16 protein-coding genes are annotated in these 20,891 nt (G+C 63.3%); 5 read left to right on the forward strand and 11 right to left on the reverse strand.

Features of this window, described 5'->3' with window-relative positions:
• Positions 1-25: 25 nt before the first annotated feature.
• The 4 genes from SSPSH_RS09180 to fdhD form a co-directional block, all read right to left on the reverse strand.
• The gene (locus tag SSPSH_RS09180) at positions 26-2,218 is read right to left on the reverse strand and encodes a TRAP transporter permease (protein ID WP_006912695.1); all 2,193 of its coding nucleotides are present in this window, start codon (positions 2,216-2,218) and stop codon (positions 26-28) included.
• Positions 2,215-2,643 (reverse strand): DUF1850 domain-containing protein, encoded by a 429-nt coding sequence (locus SSPSH_RS09185; RefSeq protein WP_202962148.1) that lies wholly within the window; start codon positions 2,641-2,643, stop codon positions 2,215-2,217. Before SSPSH_RS09185 ends, SSPSH_RS09180 begins: the two co-directional genes overlap by 4 nt.
• 108 nt (positions 2,644-2,751) lie before the next feature.
• A complete protein-coding gene (locus SSPSH_RS09190; protein ID WP_006912697.1) occupies positions 2,752-3,849 on the reverse strand; it encodes a TAXI family TRAP transporter solute-binding subunit in 1,098 nt (365 codons plus the stop codon).
• A 137-nt stretch (positions 3,850-3,986) separates the two neighbouring features.
• Complete coding sequence (fdhD, locus tag SSPSH_RS09195; RefSeq protein ID WP_006912698.1) at positions 3,987-4,835, reverse strand: formate dehydrogenase accessory sulfurtransferase FdhD; 849 nt, start codon at positions 4,833-4,835, stop codon at positions 3,987-3,989.
• 162 nt (positions 4,836-4,997) lie between these two features.
• On the opposite strand from fdhD, the gene SSPSH_RS09200 reads away from it, so the two are divergent.
• Positions 4,998-5,954 (forward strand): AEC family transporter, encoded by a 957-nt coding sequence (locus SSPSH_RS09200; RefSeq protein ID WP_006912699.1) that lies wholly within the window; start codon positions 4,998-5,000, stop codon positions 5,952-5,954.
• 9 nt (positions 5,955-5,963) lie between these two features.
• On the opposite strand, the gene SSPSH_RS09205 is transcribed toward SSPSH_RS09200, so the two are convergent.
• From SSPSH_RS09205 to mobA, 6 genes are all read right to left on the reverse strand, one after another.
• On the reverse strand, positions 5,964-6,473 hold the full coding sequence (locus tag SSPSH_RS09205; RefSeq protein WP_006912700.1) for a helical membrane plugin domain-containing protein: 510 nt from the start codon (positions 6,471-6,473) through the stop codon (positions 5,964-5,966).
• 48 nt (positions 6,474-6,521) lie between these two features.
• On the reverse strand, positions 6,522-9,518 hold the full coding sequence (fdhF, locus tag SSPSH_RS09210; RefSeq protein ID WP_006912701.1) for a formate dehydrogenase subunit alpha: 2,997 nt from the start codon (positions 9,516-9,518) through the stop codon (positions 6,522-6,524).
• Between the two features lie 139 nt (positions 9,519-9,657).
• Positions 9,658-9,795 carry an MFS transporter small subunit gene (locus tag SSPSH_RS18715; protein WP_193788460.1) on the reverse strand — a complete coding sequence of 46 codons (138 nt, stop codon included), beginning with the start codon at positions 9,793-9,795 and terminating at the stop codon, positions 9,658-9,660.
• 65 nt (positions 9,796-9,860) lie between these two features.
• On the reverse strand, positions 9,861-11,222 hold the full coding sequence (locus tag SSPSH_RS09215; RefSeq protein WP_006912703.1) for an L-lactate MFS transporter: 1,362 nt from the start codon (positions 11,220-11,222) through the stop codon (positions 9,861-9,863).
• 138 nt (positions 11,223-11,360) lie between these two features.
• Positions 11,361-12,635, reverse strand: a complete 1,275-nt coding sequence (gene moeA / locus SSPSH_RS09220) for a molybdopterin molybdotransferase MoeA (RefSeq protein WP_021031629.1) — start codon at positions 12,633-12,635, stop codon at positions 11,361-11,363.
• A gap of 36 nt (positions 12,636-12,671) precedes the next feature.
• Complete coding sequence (gene mobA / locus SSPSH_RS09225; RefSeq protein WP_006912705.1) at positions 12,672-13,259, reverse strand: molybdenum cofactor guanylyltransferase MobA; 588 nt, start codon at positions 13,257-13,259, stop codon at positions 12,672-12,674.
• A gap of 113 nt (positions 13,260-13,372) precedes the next feature.
• Between mobA and SSPSH_RS09230 the strand changes: the two genes are divergently transcribed.
• Positions 13,373-14,125 carry a DUF4197 domain-containing protein gene (locus SSPSH_RS09230; RefSeq protein ID WP_021031630.1) on the forward strand — a complete coding sequence of 251 codons (753 nt, stop codon included), beginning with the start codon at positions 13,373-13,375 and terminating at the stop codon, positions 14,123-14,125.
• 2 nt (positions 14,126-14,127) lie between these two features.
• Here SSPSH_RS09230 and SSPSH_RS09235 read toward each other — a convergent pair whose 3' ends face one another.
• Positions 14,128-14,703 carry an HNH endonuclease gene (locus SSPSH_RS09235; RefSeq protein ID WP_006912707.1) on the reverse strand — a complete coding sequence of 192 codons (576 nt, stop codon included), beginning with the start codon at positions 14,701-14,703 and terminating at the stop codon, positions 14,128-14,130.
• Between the two features lie 223 nt (positions 14,704-14,926).
• On the opposite strand from SSPSH_RS09235, the gene SSPSH_RS09240 reads away from it, so the two are divergent.
• From SSPSH_RS09240 to SSPSH_RS09250, 3 genes are read left to right on the forward strand one after another with little or no spacing between them, the layout of a single operon-like run.
• Complete coding sequence (locus SSPSH_RS09240) at positions 14,927-16,120, forward strand: efflux RND transporter periplasmic adaptor subunit (RefSeq protein WP_021031631.1); 1,194 nt, start codon at positions 14,927-14,929, stop codon at positions 16,118-16,120.
• Positions 16,117-19,209, forward strand: a complete 3,093-nt coding sequence (locus tag SSPSH_RS09245; protein WP_021031632.1) for an efflux RND transporter permease subunit — start codon at positions 16,117-16,119, stop codon at positions 19,207-19,209. The genes SSPSH_RS09240 and SSPSH_RS09245 overlap by 4 nt, the downstream gene beginning before the upstream one ends.
• Entirely contained in the window at positions 19,206-20,840 is a 1,635-nt protein-coding gene (locus SSPSH_RS09250) for a TolC family protein (protein ID WP_006912711.1), read from the forward strand. Before SSPSH_RS09245 ends, SSPSH_RS09250 begins: the two co-directional genes overlap by 4 nt.
• The last annotated feature ends 51 nt before the right edge of the window (positions 20,841-20,891 follow it).

Below are 20,891 nucleotides of genomic sequence, written 5' to 3' on the forward strand. Positions count from 1 at the left end.
CTGTTTGACCGCCCTGGCCGCATGCTCAGGCCGAGTGTGCTGCATCTCTTCCCTTTGTACCGCCGACGCCGCCGGTCATGAACAACGCGACCGCGATCAACGCACCGAGACCGTCGCTAATCCAACCCGGATAAATGAGCGCGAGCGCGCCAATCAGCGCAAGCACGCGCCAGGGCGCGGCCAACGGGCGGCGCAGATACCCCTCTACCGCGACGGCGAGCAGGCCCACGCCCACCACGCCGGTCACCGCGACCGTCGCCACATTCATCCAGGTCGCATCGATCATGAGCATGCTGTGGGCAAACACGAACATGTACGGCACCACGAAGCCGGCGATCGCCAGTTTCATTGCCTGTACGCCGGTGGCATTCGGCGAGCCGCCGGAAATTCCGGCACCGGCATAGGCTGCGAGTGCGACCGGCGGGGTGAGATTGGCGAAGATACCGAAATAGAACACGAACATATGGGCGACGAAGATCGCCGTGTCGTTGGATCCGGCCAGTTCCCGAAATAATGGCAGATTGAGCAGAATCGGCGCGGCCATCGTTGAGGTAATGATGTAGCAGGGAATACTGGGCAGGCCCATGCCGAGCACGATCGAGGCGCCCATGGTTAGTGCCAGGGTCACCAGTAGACGCAGCATTTCCGACGGAATCGCCTGACCGAGATTCACCACGGCATCCGCGGCATCGAGAGCAATGCCGGTGAGCGTGGCAATCCCCACGACGATGCCCACCGCCGCACAGGCGATCGCCACCGGGATCGAGTTGCGTACGCCTTCGGTCATCGCATCGCGACAATCGACCAGGTTCATGACTTCCGATTCCAGACCGAGTCGGTTACGGATGGCGTTGATCGCCATCGGGACGGCGATAATGGCGAACAGCCATAGCCGCGAAGCCGGCAAGCCGGGCAATGGTCGGGATTCGATCAACGCCCAGATCTGGGGCTCGAACACGAGGGCGACGAGCACCGCCGCGAGACCCACCACCAGATTGCGCGTACCACAGATCAGAATCGTCGCCGCAATCGACCAGAACGCAGCAAAGAACGGCGCCCGGCCGTCGAAGATCAGCCACAGCAGCACGACCATGGGCAGTAAAAGGTGCCCGCGTTCGAGCAGCACGCTTTTAAGTGGCGTGAGCTCGGAGCGCGGGATACCTTCCAGGTCGTTGCGCATGGCCCTGAGATGCACCTGAAACAGAATACCCAGATAGAACAGCAGCGCCGGGATGATGCCGGCGAGCATCACCTGGGTGTAAGGCACCGCCAACACCTCGGCCATGATGAACGCGGCCGCGCCCATGATCGGCGGCAGAATCTGCCCGCCGACACTGGCCGCCGCTTCCACCGCACCGGCGAAATTGGCGCGATAGCCGGTGCGTTTCATCAGCGGAATAGTGAACGCGCCGGTGGTGACCACGTTGGCAATCGCCGACCCGTTGATGGAGCCCAGAAAACCACTGGCGACCACGGCCACCTTGGCCGGCCCACCGCGGCTCGGCCCGGCCAGCGCCAGGGCGAGATCGTTGAACAGCCGCCCCAGCCCGGATTTGACCAGAAAAGCGCCAAACAGAATGAACAGGATGATATAGCTCGCGGATACGGCGATTGCCGTGCCCAGCAGACCTTCGGTGATATAGACCAGATGCGACACGATCTGGCGCGTGCTCGCCAGCACGATGGATTCGGTGAGCTGCGGATAGAACGAGAGCTTGGCGTAGAAGCCATAGATCAGAAACACGATCGCCAGCCCCGGCAGCCCCCAGCCGGTCACCCGCCGGGCGGCATCGATGACCAGCGCGAGCGCGGCCAACCCCACGATCATATCCAGCGTATTGATACGCCCCGCCGAGGCGATCACCCGATCGGCCGAGAAAACCATATAGATGCCGATCGCAAAGGCGGCTACGGCCAGGATCACATCGCCCACAGCCACGCGATCCCGCGCGCCGCGCATCGCCCACGGGTAAAGCACGAAGGTGAGCCCGAGCAGCACGTACAGATGAATACTGCGCTGGACGACGTCGACAAGCGGCCCGGAAAACGACGTATACAGATGAAACAGCGCCAGCAGCACGCTCAGCGCGATCACGAACTGCATCACCCGTTTGGGCAGCGCGTGGCGCACACGGCTTTCGCGATCGTATTTTTCCAGTGTTTCCGGGTCGGCGACGGCTGGTTCGACCGCGTCGGGTGCTTGCTTGGCTTGATTCATGGCTTTCCTGTATCCGGGGCCCGCCATGCGCCGACGATGCCGGCCCACATCCCGATGACCGTGCCTTGGCGCACGGCAAAACTCATAATTGGCGCTTCGCCATTCTGCGACAAAGCAAACCAGCGACCGCCATAACGCATCCGGTAATGCTCGGCGCTCGCGGCCTGAACGGCCAGCGGGTCCACAACCCGCTCGATGGCATCCATCACCACCCAGCCGTTCTCCAGGCGCGTTTGATGCCCGGCCCGCTCCGGCACACCGGCGCCGAAGGTCTTGAACCGGGTTGATACCAGTACGATCGATCCGTCGTCGATACGAAAGGTTTCGACCCAGTTCTCCTTTTCTACCGAATGCATCCAGGCCAGTGAAAACCGGCTGTCGCCCTGCACCACAAACGCGTAACGCAGCCCCTCGGCGTCGCGCACTGCAAGCCAGGTTCGCGGCCAGCCGACCAACCCGGCAAGCACAATAAGGAGCACCGCGCAGACCCCGTAAAAGCCTGCACGAAAGTGGGCCACGAGCCGGCCGTGGCGCTAGCTGTCACTCCCCTCGGTGTCATCCTCGCCCGTTTCGTCTGCGTCGCCGCTCTGGCCGTTGTCGCTGTCATCGGCGTCGGATTTACCGTTCAGGCTGTCGTAGAACGACTGCGCGCCCGCTGCCAACGGCACGACCACATCGTCGCCCATACGTGAACGGTCGAACTGCTTGAGCGCGCCTACCGATACCTTGTCGGTACCCAGATAATCGTAGAAGCGTTTGGCCAGATCGCGACTGACCTCTTCCGACATCGAGGCGGGTGCGATCAGCAGGTTGCGGATTGCGACCGTATTCACTGCGTTATCGAGGTCGTAGCGCTCGCGCGCGCCGGCCGGGATGTCATAGGTTTCGTAGTAGGGATACTTCTCGAGCAGCTTGTCGGCGGTCTCGCCGTCGACGTTGACGAACGTCACGTCGGTGTTCTGCATCAGCCCGGTAATGCTCGAATTGGGCACGCCGGAGGTGAAGAAGGCGGCATCGAGATTGCCGTTGCTCATTTCAGTCACGCTGTCGGCATAGCCGGTATGGCTCACCCGGGCGAGATCGTCATAGCTCATGCCGGCAGCTTCCAGAACCTTCTGCGCGCTTTGTTCGACGCCGGAGCCGACCTTGCCCACGCCGATGCGCTTGCCTTTCATATCGGCAACGCTCTGAATACCGCTATTGGCGGTGGCCACGACCTGCACCACATTCGGATACAGCCCGGCAATGGTCTTGATATCGGCGGTGCGGCCCTCGAACTGGCCCTGGCCGTTGATGGCGTCATAGGCGACGTCGCTCATCACGATGGCCAGCTGGTTGGTGCCGTCCTCGATGTTGTTGATGTTCTGTACCGATGCGCCGGTCGAGACCACCTGCACCTGCGCCACCTGATCGCTGTCCTCGAACACGCGTTTGAGCGCACCGCCGATCGGGTAATAGCTGCCGGATGTGCCGCCGGTGCCAAAGATCAGACTCACCGGCTCGCTGGACTGGCTATCGGTAGAGCTGTTGGCATCGGTCTGGCCAGCGTCGTCGTCGCCGTTGCCGCAGCCGGCCAGCAATAAACTCATGCAGGCCAGGCCCGCTATCCACAGACCGCTTTTGGTGGCCATATATCGTCCCCTGTTCAATCGTTGTTCCATGGCCGGCCAATGAACGCCAGCCCAAACACCAGAAATACCAGACGCCCACGAGGCGTGGCAATTAGGCCATGGTGGCATCTTCGAACAGCGCGTTCTCTGTGAGTGAATTACGTCGCGCCGGCAACGCGCTCGGCGTGGGTATATACGTTGAAACGATCGCCGCGCAGAAACCCCACCAGGGTCACCCCAAACTGTTCTGCCAAGGTGACTGCATAGCTGCTCGGTGCCGACACCGCGCATACGATCGGCACACCGGCCATCACGCTTTTCTGCAGCAGCTCGTAGCTGGCCCGGCCCGACAGCATGACGATGCAATCCGACAGTGGCAGCCGATCAGCGAGCAGCGCCGCACCAATAAGTTTGTCCAGGGCGTTGTGGCGGCCCACATCTTCACGCACCGACAGCAGCTCGCCTTGCGAATCGAACAAGCCTGCCGCGTGGATTCCGCCGGTGGATTCGAACACGCCCTGTTCGGCGCGTAGCCGGTCCGGCAACGACAACAACAGCGCGGGCGCGACTCGGCCGGGCTCGGCCTGTGTCGGTTGTCGCGCCCCCGGCGTCGGTGGCGAAAAACTGGGTTTGCCACAGACGCCACAGGCGCTGGTCGCCAGCGTATTGCGCTCGACGCGATCGAGCCGCGCCCGCGCTTCGGGCTTGAGCATGAGCCGGATGACGTCCGCCTCGCCCGGGGCGGCACGCAGGTAGACGATATCGTCGCGCGAGCGAATCACGCCTTCGCCGTGCATGAGGCCAGCCGTGAGCTCGGCGTCTGCGCCGGGTGTACGCATGGTGATCAGCGGCTCGGCCCCGGCGACATGAATTTCGAGCGCACGCTCCACGGCGAGCGTATCGTCGCGCGCAGCGAAACCGTCGCGCATATACGCCTGAATACGCACGGACTCGCGCGCGCAACCGGTGTCGCGGGCGCTGGCGGAATCGGCAGGGTTGGCGCTCATTGGCCCACGGTAACCGATCGCTCACGCCTTGGGCAGACGGCGTACCGCGAACGCGGCAGAATCTGTGTATTCTGCACGCGCGCAGTCCCTCTCGGCGTGGTCCAGCCGAATCCGGCACGGCGCATGCAACCGTTCAAACCTCCAGCCGTGCACGATCTCGACATGGATCTTTTCGCTGTATTCGTTCAGACCCTCAACGTCACCCTGCCGGTGTTCTCGATGGTCTTTCTGGGCATTGGCTTGAAACGCATCGGCTGGATCGACGATGCCTTCATCAACACGGCCTCGACCCTGGTGTTCAAGGGCAGCATGCCGACACTGGTGTTCATCAGCATCGTCAAGGCGGATTTGTCACAAGCGTTACTGCCGGGGCTGATGCTGTATTTCACGGCAGCGACGCTGGCGTGTTTCGGTCTGGCCTGGCTATGGGCGATCTGGCGGGTCGAACCCGTGGAGCGCGGTGTGTACGTACAGGGCGCGTTTCGCGGCAACTGCGGCATCGTCGGCCTGGCGCTGGCGGCCAGCATGTACGGCGATTTCGGACTGTCCGCCGGCGGGATCCTGGTCGGTTTGGTGATTCTGCTCTACAACGTATTGTCGGTGGTGATTCTGGCCTGGTATCAGCCCGACCAGAAAGCCGACTGGCGCAGCATCAGCCGCGGCATCATCACCAACCCGCTGATCATCGGCACGCTAGTGGCTATACCGGTCGCCGCCGCTGGCCTGCCGATTCCCGAGTGGGTGATGACCTCGGGCGAATATTTCGCCCGTCTCACCCTGCCGCTGGCGCTGATCTGTATCGGCGGCACGCTGTCGCTGGGCGCGCTTTATGAAGCCCGCGGCATCGCGTTTTCCGCGTCTGTTATCAAGATGGTGGTCTTTCCTGGCGTGGCCACGCTCATTGGCTGGCTGTGCGGCTTCGACGGGCGCGAGCTCGGCCTGCTGTTTCTGTATTTCGCCGCGCCGACCGCGGCGGCCAGCTTCATCATGGTGCAGGCCATGGGCGGCAACGCCCGCCTGGCGGCCAACATCGTGGCCGTGACCACGCTGGCCGCCAGTGCCACGATCACCGCCGGCGTGTTCGTTCTCAGCGCGTTGGGGATGATCGCGACCGCATAACGCGGCGGCTTAATCGGCGGCGTCGTCGCCCTTTTTCGCCTTCTCGCTTGCGTTCTCTCGACGCGCCTCGGAAAAAGCCTTGGCGCCGGCGATCAGCGGCGACAGCGTGGCCCATAGTTCCTTGTCGTGCAGCAGCTTGAACACGCCGGTCACGCCCGGTGGGTTGTAGGGCGTATCGTCGCTGACCGGTTTGGCAGCCTCGGTCATGCCGGCGTTGACGGCTGAAAAGGTGCGTTCCAGCTGGTCGGGGTCGATCTTGCCCAGCTGCTGGGCAACCACCAGCAGATTGCGCATGCCGGCATGGCCCTGCGGCGTGTTCATGCTCTCCACGGCAATGCTCGAAATCTGCGGGAACGCGCCGGCGAAATCCTTGAGCCAGCGAATCAGCCCGGAATCGTAGAGCTCATCGAGCAGACCGTTGATTTCGGCGACCCGCCCTTCCAGGCGCTCGAACTCGGCCAGTGTGTCCTGACGGTATTGTTTGGCCTCGGCGGGCCGGTAATGAATCTGTTCTGCCATGGCGAAGTCCTGAAAAATCGATATGCGAAGACGAATGCGGGGCCCTGATCAGAGCCCGCTATCGGTCGGCCGGGCCTTGGGCGGGCGCTTGTAGTCTTCGCGCTTCCACTTGGCATTGACCTGTACGCCCGAGACCGGGTTCGGCGTGGCATTGCGCTGATTGTTTGCCTTGAGCGGCGCATGCCCGTCGACGCTGAGTATTTCCATCTTCACCGCCAGCTCCTTGTAGGCCGGCGTGTCGGTGTCCTTGTCCGACTCGAAGCTGGTGAGCACGTTGATCGCTTCGATGTTCTTCTTGCCGTGCATGGGCATATACATCTGCTTGCCCGCCACGCGATCGGTGACTTCGACGCTGGCCTTGATCGCGCCGCGACGCGACACGAGCCGTACGATGCTGCCGGGTTTTACGCCGCGCTCGGCCGCGAGCTCGGGTGACACTTCGACAAAGCTGCCCGGAATCTTGAACACGATGCCGGCGGTCTCGTCGGTGAGGTTGCCTTCGTGGAAGTGCTCGAGCAAACGACCGTTGTTCAGGTGCAGATCGTACTCGTCATCGGGCTGGTCGGTCGGCTCGGTCCAGTGCACCGGGTGGAAACGGGCCATCCCGTTCTCGAAATGAAACTGGCCGTTCGAATACAGATTGGCCTGGCTCGTGCCATCGGCCGCGACCGGCCACTGCTGTGAGTTGAAGCCTTCGAGCCGATCGTAGTGGACGCCCGCGAACATATCGGCAATCGAGGCGGCCTCGTGCATGATTTCGCTGGGGTGGCTGTAGTTCCAGTCCGCGCCCATCGCACGCGCCAGCTCGGTATGAATAAGCCAGTCGGGTTTGGAATCGCCCAGCGGCTCGAAGACCTTGTACAGGCGCTGAATACGGCGCTCGGTGTTGGTGAACGTGCCTTCTTTCTCTACCGACGGGCTGGCCGGCAGGACCACATCGGCGAACTCGCAGGTGCGCGAGAAGAACATGTCCTGCACGACCATGAATTCGAGCTTCTCGAAAGCCGACTGCACATGCAGCGCATCGGAATCGACAATGCCCATGTCTTCACCGGCCACATAGAGCGCTTTCAGGTCACCGTCGTGCATATGGGTGACCATCTCGTGGTTGTTCAACCCCTTACGTGTGGTGAGTTCCACACCCCAGGCCTGCTCGTAGCGGGCGCGCACGGTGTCGTCGGTCACGAAATCGTAGCCGGGGAAACGCCCTGGCATGCAGCCGAAGTCGCTCGCGCCCTGCACATTGTTATGGCCGCGCATCGGGTAACCGCCGGTAGCGAAGCCGCCCATGTTGCCGGTGAGCAGCAACAGGTTGCACAGCGCGGTGGCGGTGTCCGACCCCATGGTGTGCTGGGTCACGCCCATGGCCCAGATGCCGCAGATGGTCTTGGCTTCGAGCACCATGTCGACAATACGATCCAGCTCGTCCTGGCTCAGGCCACAGCGCTGCTGGGCGAATTCCATCGTGAACGGCTCGAGGCTTTTGACGTAGTCGTCGTATTCTTCGACAGACTTTTCGATGAAGGCGTCGTCGGCACGCCCCAATTCGACGATGCGCTTGGCCACCGCATTCAGCCAGATCATGTCCGTACCCGGCTCGGGTTTGACGAACATATCGGCACGCTGCGCCATTTCGTTCTTACGCAGGTCGGCGACGATATGCTTCTGGCCGTGCAGCTTCTTGGCGCGCTTGAGCCGGGTCGCGATCACCGGATGGCTTTCAGCCGTGTTCGAACCCACGATGATCAACAGTTCCGAGGCAGCCAGATCGGCAATCGAGCCGGTGTCCGCGCCGTAGCCGACGGTACGCCAGAGGCTCTCGGTCGCGGGCGCCTGGCAGTAGCGCGAGCAGTTGTCGATATTATTCGTGCCCATCACCGCGCGCGCGAACTTCTGCATCAGATAGCCTTCCTCGTTCGTGCATTTCGAGGAGGCGATATAGGCCAGAGCGTCCGGCCCATTGGCCTCGCGGATTTCGTTGAAACGACGTGCGATCAGCGCATAGGCTTCCTCCCATTCGGCTTCGCGGAAGGCGCCGTTTTCACGGATCAGCGGCTTGGTCAGGCGATGTTCGCTGTTGATATGGCCCCAGCCGAACTTGCCCTTGATACAGGTTGAAATGCCGTTGGCCGGTGCTTCCGGCTGCGGCTGCACCTTGAGCAGTTCGCGCCCGCGCGTCCACATCTCGAACGAACAGCCCACACCGCAGTAGGTGCACACGGTCTTGGTGCGTTTGAGCTCGGTTTCGCGCATCGCCGCGTCGACTTCCGAGACGGCAAAGATCGGCCCAAAGCCCGTGGTGTGCTCAGCCGCCTTGACCAGTTCGATCGCCGAGCGGCCCAGCTGCTGGTAACGCCCACGCGCCTGTGGCGACAGCGCGGTCATCGGCCCGACATTGCCGATCATGGTTTTTTCCAAGAGCGCGTTGCAGGGGCAGACCGTCACGCAGTGCCCGCAGGAGACACAGGAGGAATCTTCGATCGGGATATCGTCGTCCCAGATCACGCGCGGGCGGTCGCGGCTCCAGTCGATCGACAGCGTTTCGTTGACCTGCAGGTTCTGGCAGGCCTCGACACAGCGGCCGCACAGGATGCACTGGTCCGGATCGTAGATATAGAACGGGTTCGAGTAGTCCTTTTCGTAGGGCTTGCCGCGAAATTCGTAGTGCTGACCCGGCACTTCCATGTCGCGCACGGTGTTGTGCACTTCACAGTTGCCGTTGTTGTTGTCGCACACCGAGCAGTACAGATCGTGATTGGAGGCGATGCGGTCGATGCCTTCGTGACGCGCTGCATGCGCGGTATCGCTTTCGATCGTGACCTCAAGGCCGGGTTTTACCGCCACGCTGCAACCGCGCACAAGATTGCCGTCGATCTCTACAAAACAGGTATCGCAGGTTTGCAGCGGGCCCAGGCTGGGGTGATAGCAGACATGTGGCAGATAGATGCCGGTGCCATCCAACGCCTCGGGCAGCAGCTGGCCGGGGCGTGCCCATACCGTACGCCCATCAACCGTGATTTCGATCTGTTCGGCGACGTCATCCATGCATAGTCTCCTAAGTCGGCCCTGATACATTGCATCTTCGCACGATCATGTTGCACGCAAGATAAAGGCCATAAAAAAGCCCGTCGTGCGAGGCACGACGAGCTTCAGACGATGGCGGACGCTGCCTACTGGCCAGCGTTCAGCCGGTGAACAGACGTAGCGCCTTCACCAGCGTTTCGCAAAAACCCCAGAGGGCGGGGATCGTGACCAGGGCCCAGAGGGCGGCGATCTGCCATGTCGGCGTCGTGGCCGCAGATGTGGCTTCGGTATTCATCATTGTCTCCTGCATGATGCAGCAAATCAAATCCGTAAATTCATGGAGCGCGCAACGCGGCGTGTGGCCTATTCGGGATTACTGGGGTCGCCTTCGTGGTGGTGCTTGTCGTCCACCGGGCGCACGAGCAGGTTGCAGACCAGTCCCACGGCCAGCAGAGCCACCATGATGTAGAGCGTCGTGGTATAGGCATCCGCGGGCGCCACGCCGGCGTCGATACGCCCTTCGCGCAGCTGGTTGAGCAGCACCGGCCCTGCCACGCCGGCCGCAGCCCAGGCCGTGAGCAGGCGGCCATGAATGGCGCCGACGTGCATGGTGCCGAAGATATCGCGCAGGTAAGCCGGCACGGTGGCAAACCCGCCACCATACATCGACACGATGATGCAGCAGGCCAGCACGAACAGCACGATGTTGCCGCCGGCCGCGATACTCGGCACCGCGGCATAGAGCAGCATGCCGAGCACGAAGAAGATGACGTACGTCATCTTGCGGCCGATGTAGTCCGAGGTGGAGGCCCAGAAGAAGCGCCCGGCCATATTGAAGATCGACAACACGCCCACGAAGCCCGCAGCCGCGGCGGCGCTGGTGCCGACCATTTCCTGGGCCATCGGCGAGGCTTGCTCTAACAGCGCGATACCGGCGGTGACGTTGAGAAACAACACCATCCAGATGAAATAGAACTGTGGCGTTTTCATCGCCTGGTTCACGTGCACATGATTGCGCGTGATCATCTTGTCCTGTTTACCGTCCTGTTCGGGATCGAAGCCCTGCGGCTGCCAGTCCTTGGCGGGGATACGCACAATCAGCGCGCCGATCATCATGAACAGGAAGTAGATGATACCCATGGCCACGAACGTGGAACCCACGCCGACCGTGTCGGGCCCGGAAAACAACCCCATCAGCGATGTCGCCAGCGGCGAGCCGATCATCGCACCGCCACCGAAACCCATGATCGCCATACCGGTGGCGAGTCCGGGCCGGTCGGGAAACCACTTGATCAGCGTGGATACCGGCGAGATATAGCCGATACCCAGGCCGATGCCGCCGATCACGCCGTAGCCCAGATAGACCAGCCAGATCTGATGCCACCACACGCCAAAGGCCGACACGATAAAGCCACCGCCGAAGCAGGCTGCGGATAGCGTCATGGCCTTGCGCGGGCCGACCCGCTCCAGCCACCGGCCGCCAAAGGCTGCGGACAGACCGAGTGCCGCGATGGCCAGTGAAAATATCCAGGCCAACGTCGACTGCGACCAGTCTGCCGGCGCGGATTCGGTTACGCCGACGATCTGTGTCAACGGAATCTTGAATACCGAAAATGCATACACCTGCCCGATACACAAGTGGATACACAGCGCAGCAGGCGGGACCATCCACCGATTGAACCCCGGTTTGGCAACCGTACTGGATTTATCGAAAAAACCGGCCATATCTTCCCCCAGACAAAGACTCGGTGCAGGCAGCACGCATGAGCTTGACCGCACCCTAGCAGCTGCATGCCGTATGCAACCGCTTCTCCGACCAAAGTTGAGTCACGCGCCGATACGGTGGATCCGCCGCGGCCAGGTTCAGTCCACAGGATGGCCCCAGATCGTCTGAGCGAACGGCTCGACCGTCACGATCTCGCCGGCCGGCACGTCGTTCTGCGCAGCAGGCAGCACGATGAAACAGTCCGCCGTGCTCATCGAACGCATCACACCCGAACCCTGGTGATCGATCGGATCAACGGCCAGCCGGCCGCTATCGGTTGTCACCAGCCGTGCGCGCAGGAAGTTCTCGCGGCCCGGGCTTTTGCGCAAATCGGCCAGCGTGGGCAGGTCCAGGCGTACAGGCGCCGCCGGATGCCCGCCTGCCATGCGTACCAACGCCGGGCGCACCAACTGAATGAAGGTGACTGCGGTGGATACCGGATTGCCTGGCAGGCCGAAAAAGCGTGCATTGCCCAGCATACCGAAGGCCAACGGCTTGCCTGGTTTGATGGCGACCCGCCAGAAGTCCACCGATCCTTGTTCACCCAGAACATCCAGCACGAAATCGGCTGCGCCGACCGATACGCCGCCGCTGGTCACGACCGCATCGTAGGCGGCGGCTTTCTCGAATGCCGCCCGCAGCGCCTCGGGCGAATCACCCACCACGCCCAGATCGATGCCTTCCATACCCAGCTCACTGAGTAGCGCGGCCAAACCGTGGCGATTGCTGTCGTAGATTTCGCCCGGCTCGATCGGCCCGTCGATCGGGCGCAGTTCGTCGCCGGTCGAAAAGAAAGCAACCCGCGGCCGGCGCACGACGCAAACCTCACTCACACCGACCGACGCCAGGACCGCGATATCGGACGGGCGCAGATAAGAACCGGCGGCCAGCACCGTGGCGCCCGCGGCAATATCCTCGCCCGCTGCACGAATATTGCTGCCGGGCTTCGGCCGCTGCGCCACCACCAGTCGATCGCCCTCGGCATGCGTGTTTTCCTGCATTACCACCGTGTCCACGCCGGCAGGCACCACGGCGCCGGTCATGATGCGTATACACTGGCCAGTGCCGAGCGAACCGGTATAGGGATGTCCGGCCATACTCTCGCCGACGATCTCCAGCGCGCCGCCGTCTTCCGCCATGTCCGCAGCGGCATAGCCGTAGCCGTCCATCGACGAGTTGTCCGCGCCTGGCACATCGATATCCGAGACGACCTTTTCTGCGAGTACGCGGTGCAAAGCCGTCCGTAACGGCACGCGTTCATGCTCGCGAATCGGCGTCATCGTGTCGACGATCCGCGCGCGTGCCTGTTCGAGCGGCATGGGTTTGTCTTTTGGCGTCGGACGAAAATCCGACGGTTCGGAGGGTTGCGGCATCGAATAAGTCTCGGCAGTAAAACGAAGCGACGGCGCTTAGCGTGTGCTTGACCACGCCTGCACATCACGCGGGGCGTTGATATTGGCAAACGTGCTCGCCTCGGGCCAATCCACTTCGCGAACGGTTAGACCGCCCTGCCAATCGGTCACACGTGCCATGCCGGCCGCAAGCGCTGCCTCGAGCGAGGCCAGAACGCGCGTATGCATCAGCGCATGTAACGGCTGGCGGCGCTGCCCGGCACGCGCGCAGACCAGGTCGATATCGGGCGTCATGGCCGCGGCAAGGCGCACCCCGAGATCACGCGGCAGTGCCGGCGTATCCACCGGCACAACCAGAAGATAAGGCGTTGGCGCCGCGCGCAGAAGACTGGCCAGGCCCATCAACGGGCCGGCATAGCCCGGTTCGCGATCGACAACAACTTCATGACCGAATGTGCGATAGCGCGCCAGCGAACGGTTGGCGCTAATCAGCAGATGACCCACCTGGGGTTGGAGACGCGCTAGGGTGTGCTCGATCAACGCCCGACCATCAACCCGATACCAGCCTTTGTCTAAGCCGCCGAGCCGCCGCGCGGCGCCACCGGCCAGAACGCCGGCCGTAATCTGGCTGCTGTCAATTTCCATCGTCGTGATTCTGGGCCGGCACGCACGACGAGGCAACGAACTGGGCGTTCGCTTGTATACGTGTGTGCCACGGTATGATCGCGAAGGCACCCATCAAAGGACACCTTCTGCCCATGCGACGCAGACTTATCAGCTTCATTGCCAGCGGCGCTCTGGCCGCCGCCGCGACGACCGCCGGCGCGCAGAGCCTGGGCGATCGCTTCAAGCAATTCGTGGGCGGCCTCGACGGCGGCGACGCCAGCGCACAACAACTGCCCGAAAGCGAAGTGGTAAGCGGCCTGCGTTCAGCCCTGGCCGACGGCGCCTCGGCGGCCGTCACGCAGCTCGGCCAGACCGACGGTTTCTGGGGCAACGCCGCCCGGCGCATCCCGCTGCCCGGCTGGATGGGCCAGGCTTCGTCGGCTCTGCGTGGCGCCGGTTTTGGCGATCAGCTGGACAGTTTTCAGCTGTCGATGAACCGAGCCGCCGAACAGGCAACGGCCGAGGCCGGCCCGATCGTGCGCGAAACCATCAACAACATGAGCGTTCGCGATGCCTACGACATCCTTCAAGGGTCGGACACAGCCGCTACCGAGTATCTGCGCAAGCAGGCCGGCGACGATCTCGCCGCCAAGTTCGAGCCGATCATCACCAACACGACGGCGCAGTCACAGGCGGTATCACGCTACGAAGCACTTACCTCGAGAGCCAAGCCCATGCTGGCATTCGTGCCGGGCATGAATCTGGACGTCAACGACTATGTCACCCAGCAGGCCCTGGACGGGCTGTTCGCAGTGATCGGTCAGCAGGAACAAAAGATTCGCGCCAATCCGGCCGCCGCCGGTAGCGCCATCGCCAAGAAAGTGTTTTCGACCGTCTCCCGATAGCGCTAAGCGTCGAAACGCGCGCTGCGCTTGGGCGCTAGGCGTTCGAGAAAGGCTTGCTGATCGGCCAGGATACGGCGGTTCGCAAGAATCAGCCATTCTGCGAGATTGGGCTCATAAGGCAACGCGAGCAGCGTCATGCCGGCTTGTTCCGGGGTGCGGTCGTCCTTGAACCGATTGCAGCCTTCGCAGGTCGACACGACGTTCGTCCAGGCATGTTCGCCGCCCTTGGAACGCGGCATCACATGCTCGATCTGCATCTGCGAGAAACTCAAGCGGGTACCGCAGTACAGGCACAGGCCGCCATCGCGGTGAAACAACTCACGCCGCGTCAGCGCCGGCACCAGATTACGGGCAAAACGATGCGAACGATCGCGGACCGCGATAATGGAATCGATCTCGATCTGGCTGCGCAGGCCGGTCGAACGCGAGCGCCCGCCGCGCAGACAAATCTTTTCGCTGCCCGCCTCCCAGGCGATCTTGTCGGTAAAGTACAGGCTGACCGCTTCGCGCCAGTCCACCCATTCCACGGGCAGGCCGCCGGCATCCAGTTTAAGTATGCGTGGAATCGTTGCTGCCACGACGCCTCATCCTCTATTGCGACCGCGCCATCGGGCCACGGCACCGGCCGGTCGGTTTATCGGCTAGCCTCACACGGCGATATGACCGTATGTTGACGCGCATGAACCTTGTTTTACCGGATATTTATGATAGCGCGCAACGCCCTGCGCGCCCGGCTATTCATAACCATACCGCCGCACTCACAACGCCGATGCGACCCGGCCGCCGCGCATGGCTCGACCGATGAGTCGGCGTAGCGCACTTCTGCTTGCCGGCGTTGTCCTGCTGACCCTGTTGTGGCTGTTTTTCGGCTATCGATCAGGCGGCGACTTGAGGCCAAGCGAAGCCGCGGCCGGGCGGGTAGCGGTCGAAACACGCCCCGCCGAGCGCCGCTCGATCACCGACATACGCGAGTTTTCGGGCACGCTCGAGGCCAGCGCCACGCTGACCGTCGCCCCTAAAGTGGGCGGGCAGATCGCTTCTATTGCGGCCGATATCGGCGACCCCGTGCAAAGCGGCGATGCACTCGTCCGACTCGACGACCAGGAATACCGGCAAGCGCTGGCCGAGGCCGAGGCGCAACTACAGGTGGCGCGCGCCCAGTACGAACAGGCGCGCAGCGATGCCCGCACCGCCGAGCGCACGCTCGGGCGAGTGCGCTCGCTCAACGACAAGGGCATTGCCGCGACCGCCGAACTGGACAGCGCCGAGGCCGATGCCGGCAACGCCAAGGCTGCCGCCACAGTCGCCCGGGCGACGATTGCGCAGGCCGAGGCCCAGGTCGAGACTGCGCGTATCCGGCTGGGCTATACCGATATCCGCGCGCACTGGACGAACGACGAACAGCCGCGCCAGATTGGCGAGCGCATGGTCGAGCCCGGCGATACGGTAGCGGCCAATACGCCCCTGCTGCGTATCGTGGCCGTGCGCCCGCTCACGGCCGTGATTCAGGTACCGGAAGCGCTTTATCCGATACTCGAGGTCGGCCAGTCTGCACAGCTGCGTATTGCCGGCGCGCAAACGGCGAACTTCGAGGCCGAGATCGCGCGCATCGCGCCGGTGTTTGACCCGGAAACCCGGCGGGCACGCGTCGAGCTGACGGTGCCCAACGATGACGGCCGGCTTGCCCCCGGCATGTTCGTGCAGGTCGGCCTGGTCGCCGATCGGATGCCATCGGCACTCGTGGTGCCACGCGCAGCCTTGGTACGCCGCGACGGTCGAGAAGGCGTTTTCGTCGTCGATACGACAGCGAACGTCGCCCATTTTGTTGCCGTGGACGTGGCATTTACGCAGGGTGATGACGCCGCGCTGCGCGCGCCTGACACACTCGACGGGCCGCTGGTCACGCTCGGCCAGGCCCAGCTCGAAGACGGCATCGGCGTGGCCGTGGACGACGACGCGGCCCGTTCCGCCGATAGCGCGACCGACGGCGCATGATGAGCCTGCCGGCATTTTCGGTCGCGCGCCCGGTCGCGACCTCCATGATCATGGCGATCGCGCTGTTGCTCGGCGCGGTCGGCTTGAGCCGGCTGCCGGTCGATCTGCTGCCCAGTATCGAAACACCCTCGCTCACGATCTCGGTCGATTACGAAAACGCCGCGCCCGAGACCATGGAAGAACTGGTCACCCGCCGCGTGGAACAGGCGGTCGCAGCCACGCCGGGCCTGGAAGAGATGGAATCCACCTCGGTGGAAGGCACGGCCGACGTGACCTTGCGTTTCGGCTGGGACGTGGATATCGATGCCGCGGCCAACGATGTGCGCGACCGGTTGTTTTCCGAACTCGACGAATTGCCGGAAAACGCCAGCCGTCCGCGCCTGCGCAAGTTCGATACGGCCGATCTGCCGCTGATGGGCCTCGGCCTGGCCAGCAGTATCGATCCCATCGAACTGCGCCGGCTCATCGACAATCAGCTCTCCTATCGGCTGCAGCAAATTCCAGGGGTGGCCGCCGTCGATATCTGGGGCGAGCCCGAGCGCGAGATTCAGATCAATCTGGATATCGACCGGGTGCGCTCGCTAAATCTATCACTCACCGATATCCGCGATACGCTGGCCGCGGCCAATCGTAATCTGCCGGCCGGTTCGATCGAAATCGGCAACCAGGAACTGGTGCTGCGCACGCCCGGGCGGTTTTCCGATCTCGACGATCTGCGTCGTGCGGTGGTGCTCGTACGGGACGGCACCCCGATCACGCTCGGCGAACTGGCCACCGTACGCGATACCCAGCAGCGCGCCGACCGACTGGTACGGATCGGTGGCGAGCGCGGCGTGCGCATGGGCGTACGCAAGCAATCCGGCGCGAATACGGTCGAAGTGGCCGAGCGCGTGACCCGCGAAGTGGCCGAACTCAATCGTGAGTTCCCGCAGGTACGCATCACCCCATTTTTCAACACGGCCGACTATATCAACCGCTCGATCGCCAACGTGTCGCGCGCGCTTTTATACGGAAGCGTGCTGGCATTCGTGGTGCTGCTCGTTTTTCTGGGCCATTTACGCGCCGCGGCCGCGGTATCGGTCGCCATTCCCGTATCGCTGGTTGCCACGTTCGCGCTCATGTACGGCTTTGGCTACACCATCAATCTGATGACCCTCGGCGGCCTGGCGTTGGGCGTGGGCCTGATGGTGGATTCCGCCATCGTGGTGTTGGAAAACATCCAGCGCCGACGCATGGAGCTGGGCGAATCCGATCATGTGTCGGCAGTGGCCGGCAGTAACGAAATCGTCGGCCCGATCGTGGCCAGCACGTTGACCACGCTGGCGATCTTCATACCGATGCTGTTCGCGCGTGAGCTCACCGGCCAACTGTTTCGAGAGCTGGCCATCGTGGTGGCCCTCGCCCTGGCCTGCTCGCTGGTGGTGGCACTCACCATCATGCCCATGCTCACCGCACGTTTCGTGGGCACACGCCGCGCGCCGCAAGGCGCGACGATGCGCCGTTTAGCGACCACCGGCGCCCAGGTATACGACCGCGTGGATACGAGCTATCGCCGCCTGCTCGAACGCGCACTCGCCGCGCCCCGGCGCGTGATCGCCGCGGCCGTGGTCGCAACGCTGCTGGCGCTGATCGGCTTCACCCAACTGGGAACCGAATTCATGCCGGCCACCGACGAAGGCGAGGTACGCGTGGGCCTGGAAATGCCGCCCGGTACACGGCTGGAACTCATGGATGACCAGGCGCGTAAGGCGGAAGCAGTGGTACGCCGTATCGTGCCGGAGGCCGTGTCCGTGGTCACGACCGTGGGCAGCGGCGGCTATCGCGCCGATGCGGGCGCGGAAGCGGATATTCGTATCGAACTGCCGTCAGCCGGTGCACGAGCGCGCACCAGTCAGCAGGTCGCCGCCGATCTGCGCGCCGCTATCGGCAACCTCGCTGAAACCGAGGTGCGCGTGCGGGTACGCCAGCCGTTCTTTTTCCGCATGCTGGATGTCGGTAGCGCCGACGAAAGCCTGGAAATCGAGATTCGCGGCTATGATTTCGGCGTGCTGCAAGGCTTATCCAAGCGTATTCAGCAACGTATCGCGAGTGTTGACGGCATTACCGATCTGCGCGCCTCGCGCGAAGGCACCGCCCCCCAGCGCGACGTGATCATCGACCGCGCGGCGGCGGCCGATCGCGGTGTGACCGTCGAAGCCATCGGCCAGACCGTGGAAACTGCGATCGCCGGTACCAATGCCGGTTACTTTCTCGACGACGGCGACGAGGTGCGCGTACGCGTGCAACTGGACAACCCCAGGCAAGTCACACCCGATCAGATACTGGACCTGCCCGTGCCCGCCGGCGACGATCGACGCGTGCGCCTGGGTGATGTCGCCCGGATTGTGCAAGCCACGGGGCCGATCGAAATCGATCGCCGCAACCAGCAACGCCTGGTGAGCGTGAACGCCAATATCGCCGGCCGCGACCTCGGCTCTGTGGTCGAAGACGTACAGGCCACGCTCGACGATATCGCCATTCCGGCGAACTACGACGTGCAGCTCGTGGGCGAATACGAAGCCCAACAGGCCGCGTTTCGCGAGATCGGCGTGAACGTCGCGCTCGCCCTGCTGCTGGTCTATATGGTCATGGCCTGTCTGTACGAATCGCTGATCGATCCGCTGATCGTGATGGTCACCGTGCCGCTGGCGCTGATCGGCGTGGTCGCCACGCTCATACTCACGGATACCACGCTGAATTCGCAGTCGTTGCTGGGTTGTCTGATGCTTATCGGTATCGTGGTCAACAATGCGATTCTTATCGTCGATCAGGCCAATTTGCTTCAGCACGAAGGCATGAGCGCCACCGATGCCGTACGCGAGGCCGGGCGACGCCGGCTGCGTCCGATTCTGATGACCGCCGCGACTACTATATTCGCGCTCGTGCCGCTGGCGATCGGCCTGGGCGAAGGCTCGGAATCGCAGGCGCCGCTGGCGCGCGCAGTCGTCGGCGGCATGACCACGGCCACGCTGATCACGCTGATCGTGATTCCGGTGGTCTATACCGGCGTGCATCGGGCCTGGCCAAACCGTGGCGGCACACCGGCATGATCAAGACACGGCGATCGCGATGGACGGCCCTCGCACTGCTGGCCTGTACCGCGCCGGCCAGCGCCTTGCTCAACCCACAAGCGCTTGTGTGGCCGGAAAAACCGCTACCCGGTCAGGCTAACGCCGAGCACAGCACGCCGGCGCAACCCGTGCGGACCAACGACGATCTCGCCGCGCTCGGCGCGCTCGGCGCGCGCAACCGGCTCGAACTAAGCGTGGAAGAGGCCGTGGCGATGGCGGTCGAACACAATCCGTCACTGAGCGCACAACGTCTGCAACCCTTGATCGCCGGTACGTTCGCGGCGGTCGAACGCGCCGTGTTCGATCCAAGCGTGTTCGCGCGTATCGAAACGTCGCGCGAAGTCGCCCAGCGCGTGTCCGAGGATATTCAACAGAACTTCGATGTACGCAATGACGGCGAAGCGGCCCGCGCCGGTATCCGCCAAACCCTGCCGACCGGCACCGAACTCGAACTCAGCCTCGAACAGGACCTGAGCGAATCCAACCGCTCGCCGCGCCAGGCGAGCACGCGCGTCGGCCTCACGCTCACTCAGGCTCTGCTCAGCGGTTTTGGTATGTCCAGCAACCTCGTGGCGCTGCGCCAAGCGCGTGCGGATACGCTGGCCTCGGCCTACGAACTGCGGGGCTTCATCATCTCGCTCGTGGCCGATGTCGAAACCACCTACTGGGATTATCTCGGCGCACGCCGACGTATCGAAATTCTCGAAAACGCGCTCGACGTGGCCGAACGACAATCCGATGAAGCCCGACTGCGTATCGAAGCGGGCACGGTCGCGCGTGTCGAACAGGCCGCATTCGCTGCCGAAGCCGCACGGCGCCGCCAGGACCTGATTGACGGCCGCGCCGAAGCAGCGCGTTTGCGTATTCGGCTGCTGCAATTGATCAGCGCGCCCGATACGTTGCATTACGAGCGCGCCATCGAGCCCTCGACCGAGGTCGTCACCGATGCCACGCCGCTCGATCTTCCGGCCGACTACGCAGCCCTCGCCGAACAACGCCGGCCGGAGCTCAACCAGGCCCGCCTCGATGTCGCACGTAACGAACTGGAAGTGGTCGCGACACGCAACGGTCTGTTGCCGCGCCTGGATCTGTTCGTCACCCTCGGCCAGACCGGTTTCGCCCGCAATTATGGCGGCGCCTATGAAAATCTGGACGGCGGCGACACCTACGATCTATCCGGCGCGCTGGAATTCGAATATCCGCTGGGCAATCGCGCCGGTCGTGCGCTCGAGCAGCGCGCCAAGGCAAGCGTACGCCAGGCCCGTGCCAGTCTCGACAATCTGGAACGCGTGATCGAGGCCGAGGTGCGCTATGCACTCATCGAGGCCGAACGCGCATCAGCGCAGATCGAAGCCAGTGCCGCCACGGTACGCCTGCAACGCGAAACCCTGGAAGCCGAACAGGCGCGCTTCGACGTCGGGCGCTCGACCGGGCTGCTCGTCGCGCAGGCACAACGCGACCTGCTCGCCGCCGAGCTCGATCGTATTGATTCCTTCATCGCCTATCGCCAGGCCTTGATCGACTTGCATGTGGCCGACGGCAGTCTGCTCACGCGCCGGCTATTGGACGCGCCCGGCGAGCTGCCGCCGACCCTGCCCTGGCGCGACTGACCCGCGCGTCGGCTTTGTTCGTGTAACGGACCGGAAAGGCAAAAGAAAAAG

Origin of the sequence: Salinisphaera shabanensis E1L3A, from assembly GCF_000215955.2 — a bacterium.
Taxonomy (GTDB): domain Bacteria; phylum Pseudomonadota; class Gammaproteobacteria; order Nevskiales; family Salinisphaeraceae; genus Salinisphaera; species Salinisphaera shabanensis.

Excerpts from the sequence above, each read along its gene's own strand:
- SSPSH_RS09240 (WP_021031631.1), top strand. The coding sequence starts at position 14,927 with ATGAGTCGGCGTAGCGCACTTCTGCTTGCCGGCGTTGTCCTGCTGACC.
- mobA (WP_006912705.1), bottom strand. The coding sequence starts at position 13,259 with ATGGAAATTGACAGCAGCCAGATTACGGCCGGCGTTCTGGCCGGTGGC.
- fdhD (WP_006912698.1), bottom strand. The coding sequence starts at position 4,835 with ATGAGCGCCAACCCTGCCGATTCCGCCAGCGCCCGCGACACCGGTTGC.
- SSPSH_RS18715 (WP_193788460.1), bottom strand. The coding sequence starts at position 9,795 with ATGATGAATACCGAAGCCACATCTGCGGCCACGACGCCGACATGGCAG.
- SSPSH_RS09245 (WP_021031632.1), top strand. The coding sequence starts at position 16,117 with ATGATGAGCCTGCCGGCATTTTCGGTCGCGCGCCCGGTCGCGACCTCC.
- SSPSH_RS09250 (WP_006912711.1), top strand. The coding sequence starts at position 19,206 with ATGATCAAGACACGGCGATCGCGATGGACGGCCCTCGCACTGCTGGCC.
- SSPSH_RS09205 (WP_006912700.1), bottom strand. The coding sequence starts at position 6,473 with ATGGCAGAACAGATTCATTACCGGCCCGCCGAGGCCAAACAATACCGT.
- fdhF (WP_006912701.1), bottom strand. The coding sequence starts at position 9,518 with ATGGATGACGTCGCCGAACAGATCGAAATCACGGTTGATGGGCGTACG.
- SSPSH_RS09200 (WP_006912699.1), top strand. The coding sequence starts at position 4,998 with ATGGATCTTTTCGCTGTATTCGTTCAGACCCTCAACGTCACCCTGCCG.
- SSPSH_RS09190 (WP_006912697.1), bottom strand. The coding sequence starts at position 3,849 with ATGGCCACCAAAAGCGGTCTGTGGATAGCGGGCCTGGCCTGCATGAGT.
- SSPSH_RS09215 (WP_006912703.1), bottom strand. The coding sequence starts at position 11,222 with ATGGCCGGTTTTTTCGATAAATCCAGTACGGTTGCCAAACCGGGGTTC.
- moeA (WP_021031629.1), bottom strand. The coding sequence starts at position 12,635 with ATGCCGCAACCCTCCGAACCGTCGGATTTTCGTCCGACGCCAAAAGAC.
- SSPSH_RS09180 (WP_006912695.1), bottom strand. The coding sequence starts at position 2,218 with ATGAATCAAGCCAAGCAAGCACCCGACGCGGTCGAACCAGCCGTCGCC.
- SSPSH_RS09230 (WP_021031630.1), top strand. The coding sequence starts at position 13,373 with ATGCGACGCAGACTTATCAGCTTCATTGCCAGCGGCGCTCTGGCCGCC.